Origin of the sequence: Streptomyces palmae (assembly GCF_004684805.1) — a bacterium.
Taxonomy (GTDB): Bacteria; Actinomycetota; Actinomycetes; order Streptomycetales; family Streptomycetaceae; genus Streptomyces; species Streptomyces palmae.
Map to the genome: position 1 here is coordinate 1 of NZ_SRID01000208.1, position 11,916 is coordinate 11,916.

An 11,916-nucleotide genomic window follows, 5' to 3' on the forward strand; every position below is an offset into this window, starting at 1 on the left:
GCGCTGCCGGGCCCCGGCCCCGCCAGCGCGGTCTCGACGGCCCGCACCACCGGGCCGTTGCCGGCGGCCTCGGCCCGCACCACCCGCTCCGGCAGGCCGTGCGCGGCGCACCAGTGGCGGTAGGCGGCGAGCACCCCCGTGTGGAACCGGGTGGTGCTGTCGGGCTGCACCAGCGCGGGCCGCCGGGCGCCCTGCTCCGCCAGGTGGTCCAGGGCCTCGCGGACGGCGGCCGCGGCGTCGACGTCCACCCAGTGCGCCCCGGGCCGCCCGGCCACGGAGCGGTCGCTGAACACCGGGATCCGGGCGGCGAGCAGTTCCTCGACGATCCGGTCGTCGGCCACCGGATCGGCGACGACCACCGCGTCCAGCGGCAGATCCGCCCACTCGTCCTGCAGTGAGCCGGCCGGCAGCAGGACCACGGCGTAGCCGCGCCTGAGCGCGGTCGCCGCGGTGGCTCCGGTCAGCTTGGCGAAGTAGGGCGACTCCAGGAACGTCCACGGGGTCTCGGCGAACTCGCCCACCACGTACCCGATCAACCGGGCCCGTCCCGCGCGCAGTTGGCGTGCGGTGGCGTTGGGCCGGTAGCCCATCCGGCGCGCGGTCGCGATGGCCTTCTCGCGTACCGCCGGGGAGAGCCGTCCGGTTCCGTTGAGCGCCGCCGAGACGGTGGTCTTGGACAGGCCGGACTCCCGGGCCACGTCGACCAGCCGGACGCGCGGCAGGGTGGGCGGCGAGGTGTGCCCGCTGCTGGAAGCTTCCGTCATGGGGCCGATGCTGCCACCCCCTCAGGCTCTGCAAAACCGTTCCCGCAAAGCCTTGTGCGGGAACGTTCCCGCATCAATACTCGCTCCATCCCCAGCGCCCGTCACTACACCCGTGAAGGGGTGGTCTCCATGCGCTTGCGCCGAACCATCGCGCTCCTCCTGTCCACCGCCGCCGCGGCCACCGCCTGCGCGGGTGCCTCCGTCCCCGCCGCGAACGGCACCGGCTACCGGATCACCGCGCTCTCACCGCCGGCGAAGGGCGCCCTGGACTCCTTCACCTGGTCCCTCTACGCCGAGCCCTACACCCTCGACTACGCCCTGGCCTACGACTACCCGCCCAACACCGTGCTGGCCAACGTGTGCGAGCAACTGCTGCGGGTCACACCCGACTTGAAGATCGAACCCGGCCTCGCGGAGAAGTACACCCAGCCCGACCCCCGGACCCTGGTGTACACCCTGCGGCCGGGGGTGAGGTTCCACGACGGGGCCACCATGACCGCGGACGACGTGGTGGCCTCCCTCAGGCGCCACACCGAACCGGCCCTCGGCTCCCCCTGGGCCTCGGCCTTCAAGAACGTCCGGTCCATCGAGAAGACCGGGCCGCTGGAGGTGACGATCCGGCTCTCCAGGCCCGACGTCCTCTTCCACGAGTTGCTGGCCGCCTCCCCCGGCACCGTGGAGAGCGCCGCCTTCCTCGCCAAGGCCGGCAAGGACTACGGCGGACCCAAGGGCAAGGTGGACTGCACCGGCCCGTACGCCCTCACCGACTGGTCCCCGGGCGAGCGGATCACCCTCACCAGGAACACCGCCTACTGGGACAAGACGCTGGCCCCGAAGTCCGGCAAGGTCACCTTCACCTTCATCGAGGACGCCGCCGCCCGGGCCAACGCCTTCCGCTCCGGGACGGCCGACGGCGGTTACCTGGTGCCCTCCGCCTCCTTCGCCCGACTGCGCGACAGCGGCAGCGGCACCGTGCTGTTCGGCCCCAACACCGCCGCGGCCGACCTCGCCGTCCTCGACTTCCACGGCACCCTCGGCGACCTCAGGGTCCGCAAGGCCCTGTCCCTGGCGCTCGACCGGAAGAACCTCATCAAGGCCGCCGCCAGCGGCGTCGGCGTCCCGGCCAAGGCCCCCGCCGCGCGCGGCGCCTGGGGGCTGGCCCCCGAGAAGGCCGACGCCTACTTCAAGAGCCTGCCGGAGCCGGTGTACGACCCGGCCGCGGCGAAGAAGCTCATCCAGGAGGCCGGGGCCACGGGCAAGAAGGTCACCATGGTGACCAGCACCCTCGCGCCCGAGATCAGTGTGGTCGCCAACGCCGTGCAGGCGGCCGGCCGGCGGATCGGCCTCGACGTCCGACTGAAGGCCGTCGCCCCGGAGGCGTACAGCAGCATCTTCGTCGACCCGCACGCACGCCAGGGCCTCGACCTGGTCGTCACCAACGGGTACGACAACACCCCCGATCCGCTGGAGTTCTACCAGTACCTGCGCACCGGCGACTTCGGGAACTACGGCAGGTGGTCCGACACCGAGTACGACGCCGCCTTCGACAAGGCGAACGCGGAGCCCGACCCCGCCGCCCGCGCGGAGCTGACCGCCCGACTCCAGCGGATCGCACTGCGCGAGTTGCCGATCATCCCGCTGTACGAGGCTCCGTACTCGGTCTTCCTCGGCAAGCGGGTGACCGGCGCCCCCACCGGCATCGCCCAGCTGTACTACCCGTGGGCCGCCACGATCGGGGCGGCGGAGCGATGACCCGATTCCTCCTCGGGCGGCTCCTCGGTCTGGTCGCCGTGCTGTTCGCCACCTCGCTGCTGGTCTTCGGCTCGGTCCACCTGGCCCCGGGCGACCCGGTCTCCTTCCTGCTCCACGGCCGCCCCGCGACACCGGAGGCGGTGGCCGCGCTGCGCGACCAGTACCACCTGGACGACCCGCTGCCGGTGCAGTACGCCAAGTGGCTCGGCGGCGTGCTGCACGGCGACTTCGGCCGCTCCGCCCAGTACCACCAGGACGTGGGCGCGCTGATCGGCTCCCGGCTGCCGGGCACCGCCCTGCTCATCGGGTACGCGGCCCTGCTGGTCGCCGTCCTGGGCGTGACGGCCGGGGTGCTGGCCGCGCTGCGCCCCGGGCTGATCGACCGCGCGGTGCTCTTCGGCACCGGGGTGACCACGGCGACCCCCTCCTTCGTCAGCGCCATGGCGCTGGTCTCGCTGTTCTCCGTCCGGCTCGGTTGGTTCCCCGGACCGGGCGGCACCCCGCAGGGGTTCGGCGACCGGCTCTACCACCTGACGCTGCCGGCCCTCGCCCTGGCGCTGACCTTCGCCGGGCCGCTGGCCCGGGTGACCCGCTCGGCGATGCTCGACGAACTCGGGCGCGACCACGTCGAGGTGGCCCGCGCGCGCGGGGTCGCGGAGCGCTCCGTGGTCCGCCGGCATGTGCTGCGCAACGCGCTCGGCCCGGTGGTCACCGTCGGCGGCACCCTGCTCGCCGGACTGCTCATCAGCACCTCCATCGTCGAGACCGCCTTCGACGTCTCCGGCATCGGCTCCCTGCTCGTGCAGTCGGTGACGGCCAAGGACTTCGCCGTCGTCCAGGCGATCACGCTGCTCAGCGTGGCGGCCTTCGTGGTGGTGAACCTGGTCGTCGACATCCTCGTCCCGCTCATCGACCCCCGGTTGTCCCTCCACGGGGAAGGCCCCTCATGACCCTCATCGCACCTCCCGCGGCCGACGCGCCCGGCATGCCGCGGCGCCGCCCCGGTCTGCGCCTGCTCCGAGTCCTCGGCCAGGGCCCGCTGTTCACGGCGGCCGTCGTGCTGCTCGCCGCGCTCGTCCTGGTCGCCGCCCTGGCCCCGGTCCTCTCGCCGTACGATCCCGAGGCCCTCGATCTGGCGTCGAGCCTGGTCGGCACCACGGGGGACCACCTGCTGGGCACGGACCAGTCGGGGCGGGACATCCTGTCCCGGCTGATGCACGGCGCGCGGACCGGGCTGCTCGGGCCGCTGGTCGTGGTCGGTGTGTCCACCGTCCTGGGCACCGTGATCGGCATGGTGGCCGCCTGGCGGGGCGGCTGGGTGGACGCGGTGCTGTCCCGCTCGATGGACCTGGTCTTCGCGGTCCCCGGGCTGCTGCTCGCGATCATGCTGGTGTCGGTGGCGGGCCCCGGCATGACGGCGCCGGTGGTCGCGATGGCCGTGGCGTACACCCCGTACGCGGGCCGGCTGGTGCGCGGACTGGCACGGCAGGAGAAGGCCCGTCCGTATATCGAGTCCTACCGGGTCCAGGGCTGGTCCGGCCGGGCGATCTGCCTGCGGCACCTGCTGCCCAACATCGCCCCGACCATCTTCGCGCAGTCCGCGATGAACTTCGGGTACGCCCTGATGGACCTGGCGGCGCTCTCCTTCCTCGGCTTCGGCGTGCAGCCACCCACCGCGGACTGGGGCGCCATGATCAACGAGGGTCAGTCGGCGATCCAGCAGGGGGCGATGCTGCCCGCCCTCGCGCCCTCGGTGTGCATCGTGCTGGCCGTGGTGGCGTTCGGCATCGTCGGCGAGGGGCTCGCCGACCGGATCGCGAAGCGGGAGCGGTGAACCCCATGACCGAACGGAACACCCCGATGGGCGCCGGCTCTCCCCCACCGGCGGGTTCGCCGGCCCTGGAGATCGACGGTCTCGGCGTACGGCTGCCCGACGGCAAGGCGGCCCGGCCGATCCTGGACGGGATCGACCTGCGGGTGCTGCCCGGGGAGACGGTCGGGCTGGTCGGCGAGTCCGGCTCGGGCAAGTCGGTGGCCTGCCGGAGCGTCCTGGGGCTGCTGCCCGCGGGTGCCCGGACCACCGGCGCGGTCCGCATCGCCGGCCGCGACGTCCTCACCATGAGCCGCGCGGAGTTGGCCTCGGTGCGGACCCGGCAGGTCGCGATGGTCTTCCAGGACCCGCGGGCCTCCGTCAATCCGCTGCGCCGGGTGGGCGACTTCCTCACCGAAGGGCTGCGCGCGGCCGGCACCACCGCGGCCGAGGCCACCGCCCGGGCGGTGGAGCTGCTGGACGCCGTGGGCATCCGTGACGCGCCGGGGGCGCTGCGCCGCCGCCCGCACGAGTTCTCCGGCGGGATGCTGCAACGCGTGGTCATCGCCGCGGCCCTGGCGGCCGAACCCGCCCTGCTGGTCGCCGACGAGCCGACCACCGCCCTGGACGTCACCACCCAGGCCGAGATCATCGCGATCCTCACCCGGCTGCGGGCCGAGCGCGGTACCGGGCTGCTCTTCGTCACCCACGACCTCGAACTGGCCTCCGCGGTCTGCGACCGGGTGTACGTCATGTACGCGGGCCGGATCGTGGAGACCCGGGGCACCGACGAGCTCTTCGCCCGGCCCCGCCATCCGTACACCGCGGGGCTGCTCGCCTCCACCCCGCGCATCGAGGCGGGCGCGCCGGCCCCCCGGCCGATCCCGGGCCGTCCCGTCTCGCTCACCGAGGCACCGCCGGGTTGCGCCTTCGCCGCGCGCTGCCCCCACGCACAGCCGCGCTGCCGTGAGGAGGCCCCCGTACTGGCGCGGTACGGGGACGGCCTCGCCGCCTGCCACCGCGCCGACGAAGGGATCGAGCCGTGACCGGTACCGAGCGGGGACTGGTGGTCCAGGGGCTGTGCAAGCGGTACGGGGACCATGCCGCGGTCGACGGTGTGTCCTTCACCCTGGCGCCGGGATCCTCCCTGGCCGTGGTCGGCGAGTCCGGCAGCGGCAAGACGACCACGGTGCGGATGCTCGTCGGGCTGGAGCGCCCGGACGGCGGAAGCGTCCGCCTGGACGGCCGGGACCGTTCGGCCCGCCCCCGGAACCGGGCCGAACGGCTGGCCCGCGCCCGCGAGATCCAGATGGTCTTCCAGGATCCGTACCTCTCGCTGGACCCGAGGGTGCCGGTCGGTGCCTGCGTCGAGGAGGTGCTGCGGCTGCACACCCGGCTGGACGCGGCGGCCCGCCGCACCCGGGTCGCCGACCTGCTGAGCCGGGTCGGCCTCGGCGAGCGGGAGGCCGCGGCGCTGCCCCGGCGGCTCTCCGGCGGCCAGCGCCAGCGGGTGGCCATCGCCCGGGCCTTGGCGGTGGAGCCCCGGGTCCTGGTCCTCGACGAGGCGGTCGCCGCGCTCGATGTGTCCATCCAGGCGCAGATCCTCGACCTGCTCGCCACCATCCGGCGGGAGGCGGGCATCGGCTACCTGTTCGTCACCCATGACCTCGCGGTGGTCCGCCACATCGCCGAGCAGGTGATGGTGCTCAAGGCGGGCCGGGTCGTGGAGACCGGGCCGGTGGACCGGGTCCTGGACACCCCGGAGCACCCCTACACACGGCTGCTTCTCGACTCCGTACCCCGGCGCGGCTGGGACCCGGCCCTCGTGGCCCACAGCCGCCGCGCTCCGGCCTGACCGACCTCCGCGTCGGCGGCTCCCGGGACGGCCCGGCGCCGCGGCGCCACGCCGCCAGGATGCGGTGGCCGGGGGTGAGGGAGTGGGCGCCCGCTGGTGGCCCGGGCCGCCCCCGGCCGACCCGGCGTGGTCAGTCGCCGGAGTGCTTCCGGGCGCGCCGAGCCAGGGTGGTGGCGATGGCGGCGAAGGCGACCGCGTGACCGCGGGCGTTGGCGTGGACCCGGTCGCCGGCGTGGATGCCCGGGTCGGCGGCGAGCGGGTGGTGGTGGGTGTCGACATGGCTGCCGCCGAGTCCGCGTGCCAGGTCGGCGGGCGGGTCCTGGACGGGGGTCCGGGCCGGCTCGGAGGTCATCGCTGGCTTCCTTCGAGGGTGCGGGCGGCGGCCGGGGCCGCGGGTCGCGGCACGGGCGGGGGCGCGATGCGCAGGGCGAGACCGCCGACGGCGGCGGCCAGGTTGACGGCGGTGGCGAACCAGTACACCGCGGCGTACGGCTCCGTGCCCGTGCCCGAGACCTCCGCGATGATCACGGCCGTGGCGGCGATGCCGAGGCCGCCGCCGACCTGGCGGGCCGCCATGATCATGCCTGTCGCGGCCGCGAAGTGCCGGGGCGCGGCGGAGAAGGCGGCGGCGCTGGAGATGCCGACGGTGGCCATGCCGATGCCGACTCCCATCACCGTTCCGGCCGGCAGCCAGAGCGTCCAGAAGTGCGGCTCGGTGTCGATCAGCAGGGCCAGGGCGGCCGTCGAGGCGGCGATGAGGGCCGAGCCCGCCGCCACCATCGTGCGCGGGGCGAGGGTGGCGGGAAGCCGTCCGATGCCGATGCCGACCACGGCGGTGACGAGCGCGGCCGGGCTCATCGCGAGGCCGGCCTCCAGGGCGGAGTAGTTCCAGGCGTCGGTCATGAAGAGCACGCCGAGCAGCATCGTGGTGAACAGCGCGGCGCCGTACGCGAAGGAGACACCGCTTGCGACGGCGAAGGACCGGCTGCGGAGGAGGTCGAGTCGCAGCGCCGGCCGCTCATGCCGAAGCGCCCGCACCACGGTCGTCCCGCCCGAGAGCACGGTGACGCCGGAGGCGGCCAGCACGTACCCCGAGGGCCAGCCGTGCTCGGGGCCCTGCGTCAGGCCGTACACCGCCGAGCCGACGCAGAGGGCGAGCAGCAGGCCGCCCAGCAGGTCGGGCCCTTGGCCGGTGCGGACCTCGCCGGTCAGCAGCTTCCTTCCGGCGATCAGCACCCACAGGCCCACCGGCAGGTTGAGGCAGAACAGCGCCCGCCAGTCGAGCACCTCGACCATGACGCCGCCGAGCGCGGGTCCCGCCGCGGCGGCCAGGGCACCCGCCGCGCTCCACAGGCCGATCGCGGCCCGCCTGCGTTCGGCGGGGATCTCCGCGAGCACCAGCCCCAGCGAGGCGGGGACCAGCAGAGCCGCCCCCAGGCCCTGGACGGCACGGGCGCCGAGCAGCACCGGCAGGGTCGGGGCCACGGAGATCAGCAGCGAGGACGCCGTGAAGACGGCGACGCCGACCAGGAACAGGCGGGCACGGCCGACCGCGTCGGCCAGCGGCCCGGCCGGGGCGAGCAGGGCGGCGAAGGGGATCACATAGGCGGTGGCGACCCACGTGACGGTGGTCAGCGAGACGTCGAAGTCGCCGGCGATCGGCGGCACCGCCAGGTTGGTCACGGTGGCGTCGAGAAAGCTCAGGAAGGTGCCCGCGCAGGCGAGTGACAGGGCGAGGGAGGCTCGGCCCGTAGCGGCGGAAGGCGTCATGGCGAGGATTTAAGAGTACGATCGTTCGTACGTCAATGCCGTACGGTCGTTTGCTAAACTCTCGGGCATGACAGGACGTGCATCGGCTCAGGCAGCGCTCGAAACCCGGCGATCGGTACTGCGCGCCGCCGCCGAACTCGCCTCCGTCGAAGGCCTGGACAGCGTCACCATCGGTCGGCTCGCGGACCGGCTGGGGATGAGCAAGGCGGGCGTGATCGGCCAGTTCCGCAGCAAGGAGAAGCTGCAACTGGAGACGGTGGAGCTGGTTCTGGAGGACGTCCGCGCCCGGGTCTGGAAGCCGGTGTGCCACCTCGACGCGGGGCTGCCGCGGCTGTTGGCCGTCTGCGCGTCCTGGGTGCGCTACGCCGCCGACCCCGGCTACTCCGGGGGCTGCCTGCTCACCCAGGTCACGTACGACTACGACGGCCGCACCGGCGCCGTGCACGACCGGATCGCCGAGGGCCGCGCCCGCTGGCGGGAAGTCCTTCGCCGCGACATCGACACCGCCGTCGCCGCCGGGGACCTCCCACCCGGGACGGACGCGGCCCAGGTCGTCTACGGACTGGAGTCCCTGGCCGCCGGCATCACCCCGGCCAGGCTCCTGCACGGCGACGACCAGACGGAGGACTGGGCGCTGCGCGGCATGCACGCCATCCTCGGCGCGCCCTCGACGGGCTGATCCCCACACGGGAGGGTCCGGGCGGCACGGCCGCTCGCCTCGGGGGCGGCATCCTCACCGAAGGCCGCCCAGCACCGGATCGGACCATCGCCGAGGCGGTGCCGGATTCGACCTTGGCCTGCCATCGGGATGGGCGGCGACGGCGCGGCACACGGCTCTGCGTTCGAGTCTCGGCTGAGCGTCACTCGAGGGCCGCTCTCAGCAGGCACGTCCAGGGCCCCGCCCTCCGTCCACCGCGTTGCAGCCAGGGCGGGCCTGGGAAAGCCACTGATGGCACAGAACGCCGAACCATCAACGAAGGGTGTTCAACATGCGCAAAGCAGTCGCCTGGGGGGCCGCGTCACTCGGCCTCCTCGGAGCCTTCTCCATCACTCCCGTCGCATCCGCCGCACACCGACTCCCCAACAGCTGCACCGAAAACTGGACTCGTTCGTCAGGGGAGGGCGTGGCCAGCGGCAAGTGGTGCGACAACTACACGCGCGTGACGGGAACGGTCAAGGACACCAAGTCCGACGGCCGGTGCCCCTTCGTCCGGGGGCATCTCAACAACGGAAGGCACGTGGACAGCGAGTGGGCGGGGCCGAAGGGCGACACCTCGCCCGTCAACCTCTCCTCACCCACGGGAACGTACTTCTCGGACCTGTCGATGCAGTACATCAACTGCTGACCAGAGGCCTCTCCTTGATGGGAGGCTTCCACCACCCGCGTGACCGCGCCTGTTCCGGCGTGGATCGGTGTCCGGCTGGTGAGCCTCACCGGCCGGACCGTATACCGCTCCCCCCGATGGCCCGCCCCCAGCCAATGGCGGCGACCGGCCCGCGCGTGCCGACCCGAGGGCGGTCGGCGGCACCGACCGCTCCGCGCACGGCCCCATCGGTTCTGCCTGACCGGAGCCCGATCGGCCCGGCCACCCACACCCGCGCCGCCGGCTCCGAGCAGCGCGTTCCGCGAAGCTCGGTGCCGACGGCGCGGTGCGGACACCCTGCCCGTCGCAGCCGTATGCCGTACGGGCAGGGGGGTCGGAGGCCTACTCGGGGCGCCAGTCGAAGGGGAAGTGCTTGCTGGACCCGCCGCGGTAGGGGTGGGAGAAGTCGAAGCCGGTGGCGTGGTCGTCGCGTACGACGCCCCAGGTGGCTACCTGACCGGGGCCGACCTCGGCGCCGGGGGCGTTGATGAGCTGGACGCGGCGGTTGGGGTCGGCGGTGGGGCCGGTGAGGGCCTGGGCTCCGACCTTGACCTTGCCGGGGATCTCGGCTTCCCAGTACGCGAGGTCGGCCGCGGCCTCGAAGCGGATGGGGGCGTACTCGATACCGCGCAACTCACCGATGAGGGCGCCGAACGTGCCGGGCCAGCCGCCTTCCTTGCCGGTGAAGATGCGTTCCAGCGCATCGCGCTGGGCGGCGTCGGCCTTGGCGTCGATGTAGAACATCAGCGACATCATGGCGTTGGGGTCATCGATCCACATGTTGCCGGTGAACTCGCCGACGGCCACCACCCCGAGCCCGGACAGGTCCGTGTCACCGAAGTGCCCCTCGTGCACCTGCCAGGCCAGGGTGAACAGGCAGTCCCCGTGGGTGGGCGCCTGGGCGAAGGTACAGGGGCACGGGAGCCCGCAGCTGCACACGTCGAACCACTCCCCGCGGAGATGCCAGTCCCGCGTGGGCACCGCACCCGCACCGGCCCCCGCCTCGTCCACCGCCTCTAACACCGACTGCACCACGCCGTGTTCGCCGGTGGCCGCGTCTGTCGCGCCACTGGCCGAACTCCCCTTGGTGTCGCATCCGCAGGCTCCTCCGCACATGGCAATGCTCCTCTTCTGTGACGCGCATACCCCGGCGGGGTATGTTCGCGAGATCTAGGTTGCCATACCCCCTAGGGGTACACAAGAGGGCCGGCGGAACACACCGAGCCCGCGCGGCGAGCACCGGCGGTCATGGGGAATGGGAGCGCCGAGGGGAGCACGGGGGGCAGGAGTCGGCCGAACCGGGGCGTCCGGGCCGACGGGATGAGGCGCGTGCGGAGGGCAGACGAGGCACCTGACCATGGCCCGAACGGCTAGGATCCCCCACGTGGCTGACGGGATGATGGGAGCGATCGCCGGTCTCTTGCGGGGACGCAGGAGGGAGGCCGAGCTTGCCCGAGTCGGCCCGGCCTCCGCGCTTTCGCCGTCCTCATCACTCGCGCCTCCGGATCCCTATGAGACGTGGCCCGCGCACACGGGAGCGCGGCAGCGCTGGGAGAGCCGCGGCAGCACGGGGGTCCAGTTGGTCCGCCTCGACCCTCAGGGGCCCGCCTTGCTCGTGGTCCACCTGGAGCGGCCCGCGGGCTCCTGGGTCGAGCTGACCAGCCCGCCCGACGGCAACGGAGGGCCCCGGCAGATCCTCACGCACGGCTCCCCGCTGACGCGGGCGATCGTTCCGGTCGAGTCCGACGGCCGGGAGGCGATACGCCTCCAGATGCATACCAGGAGAAGGTGGCGCGTTTGGCTGCATCCCCCGGAGGAGATTCCGCTCTGGGACGGAGAGCTGGGATCGACCGGCTCCTACGTCCTACGGCATCCCGGCGGCCGGGTGCCCCTACGGATCACCCAGCGCGACGGGGCCGCCTTCTCGCTCCACGTGCTGCGCCCGGACTTCGGTCTCGGGTCGCTCCTTTACCAGGGGAACGGGTCGTTCACGGCACCGGCCGTCGCCCCGAGGAAAGCCGGCCTCCTGTACGTCCGATCACGCGGCTCCTGGAACATCGCGCCCAATGCTTCACCCATCCCCTCCCCCGTGCTCAAGCGACGGGACCGCGGCGGAGAGGTTTTACCCAACGGTCGACCAACGCTGCGCCGAGGTGTCGTAACGTCACCGCATCCCTTGAACGCGACCACGGACGCCTCCGACGGCTGATTCAGCCCGCTGGCGAGGCGGCCCGCCAGGAGGCATGCCATGAATGTTGTCGACATACGGAGCACGGCCGCCGAACTGCCGGACGCCTGGGCATCGTTCCTGCTCGGGCGCATGGGTACCACGGGGGTGAAGGTGCTGCGGATGGACGGACGCCCCCTGCCACCGGAATCCCATGACGCGGCGGAGGCCCTGCTGGTGGTGGACGGCACACTGCGGTTGGCGGCCGACGGCACCGAGGTCGACGTACGCGCCGGGGAGATGTACATCGTCGAAGCGGGCGTAGAGCATGCCGTGCGCCCCGGCAGCCGAGGCACGCTGGTCATCATCGACCACGTTTCCGACACGGCCCCGGCCTCATAAGTGACCTCTCGCCACCCCGCTCCCCCTGACAC

The 11,916-nt window shown here is 73.1% G+C and carries 12 protein-coding genes; 8 read left to right on the top strand and 4 right to left on the bottom strand.

The window, feature by feature from the left end:
- Positions 1 to 764, bottom strand: a 764-nt coding sequence (locus E4099_RS20470) for a LacI family DNA-binding transcriptional regulator (RefSeq protein ID WP_135340551.1), incomplete at its 3' end; no start/stop codon positions are given.
- 129 nt (positions 765 to 893) lie between these two features.
- On the opposite strand from E4099_RS20470, the gene E4099_RS20475 reads away from it, so the two are divergent.
- Genes E4099_RS20475 through E4099_RS20495 form a run of 5 tightly spaced genes read left to right on the top strand, consistent with a single transcriptional unit; the run spans position 894 to position 6,181 of the window.
- Positions 894 to 2,516, top strand: coding sequence for an ABC transporter substrate-binding protein (locus E4099_RS20475; protein ID WP_135340552.1), 1,623 nt, complete (start codon positions 894 to 896; stop codon positions 2,514 to 2,516).
- Positions 2,513 to 3,466, top strand: coding sequence for an ABC transporter permease (locus E4099_RS20480; protein WP_135340553.1), 954 nt, complete (start codon positions 2,513 to 2,515; stop codon positions 3,464 to 3,466). The genes E4099_RS20475 and E4099_RS20480 overlap by 4 nt, the downstream gene beginning before the upstream one ends.
- Positions 3,463 to 4,350, top strand: a complete 888-nt coding sequence (locus E4099_RS20485) for an ABC transporter permease (protein ID WP_135340554.1) — start codon at positions 3,463 to 3,465, stop codon at positions 4,348 to 4,350. Before E4099_RS20480 ends, E4099_RS20485 begins: the two co-directional genes overlap by 4 nt.
- 5 nt (positions 4,351 to 4,355) lie before the next feature.
- Complete coding sequence (locus tag E4099_RS20490; RefSeq protein ID WP_135340555.1) at positions 4,356 to 5,372, top strand: ABC transporter ATP-binding protein; 1,017 nt, start codon at positions 4,356 to 4,358, stop codon at positions 5,370 to 5,372.
- On the top strand, positions 5,369 to 6,181 hold the full coding sequence (locus E4099_RS20495) for an ABC transporter ATP-binding protein (protein WP_245245038.1): 813 nt from the start codon (positions 5,369 to 5,371) through the stop codon (positions 6,179 to 6,181). The genes E4099_RS20490 and E4099_RS20495 overlap by 4 nt, the downstream gene beginning before the upstream one ends.
- Positions 6,182 to 6,311: 130 nt before the next feature.
- Here the strand turns inward: E4099_RS20495 and E4099_RS20500 are convergent, their stop codons facing one another.
- Both E4099_RS20500 and E4099_RS20505 read right to left on the bottom strand, forming a co-directional pair.
- Positions 6,312 to 6,533, bottom strand: a complete 222-nt coding sequence (locus E4099_RS20500; RefSeq protein WP_209446673.1) for a hypothetical protein — start codon at positions 6,531 to 6,533, stop codon at positions 6,312 to 6,314.
- Positions 6,530 to 7,951 carry a DHA2 family efflux MFS transporter permease subunit gene (locus E4099_RS20505; RefSeq protein ID WP_135340557.1) on the bottom strand — a complete coding sequence of 474 codons (1,422 nt, stop codon included), beginning with the start codon at positions 7,949 to 7,951 and terminating at the stop codon, positions 6,530 to 6,532. Before E4099_RS20505 ends, E4099_RS20500 begins: the two co-directional genes overlap by 4 nt.
- A gap of 67 nt (positions 7,952 to 8,018) precedes the next feature.
- On the opposite strand from E4099_RS20505, the gene E4099_RS20510 reads away from it, so the two are divergent.
- Positions 8,019 to 8,630, top strand: coding sequence for a TetR/AcrR family transcriptional regulator (locus E4099_RS20510; protein WP_135340558.1), 612 nt, complete (start codon positions 8,019 to 8,021; stop codon positions 8,628 to 8,630).
- Between the two features lie 310 nt (positions 8,631 to 8,940).
- A complete protein-coding gene (locus tag E4099_RS20515; RefSeq protein WP_135340559.1) occupies positions 8,941 to 9,297 on the top strand; it encodes a hypothetical protein in 357 nt (118 codons plus the stop codon).
- A gap of 360 nt (positions 9,298 to 9,657) precedes the next feature.
- Here the strand turns inward: E4099_RS20515 and E4099_RS20520 are convergent, their stop codons facing one another.
- Positions 9,658 to 10,431, bottom strand: a complete 774-nt coding sequence (locus tag E4099_RS20520) for a DUF1326 domain-containing protein (protein ID WP_135340560.1) — start codon at positions 10,429 to 10,431, stop codon at positions 9,658 to 9,660.
- 1,132 nt (positions 10,432 to 11,563) lie between these two features.
- On the opposite strand from E4099_RS20520, the gene E4099_RS20525 reads away from it, so the two are divergent.
- Complete coding sequence (locus E4099_RS20525; RefSeq protein ID WP_135340561.1) at positions 11,564 to 11,884, top strand: cupin domain-containing protein; 321 nt, start codon at positions 11,564 to 11,566, stop codon at positions 11,882 to 11,884.
- The last annotated feature ends 32 nt before the right edge of the window (positions 11,885 to 11,916 follow it).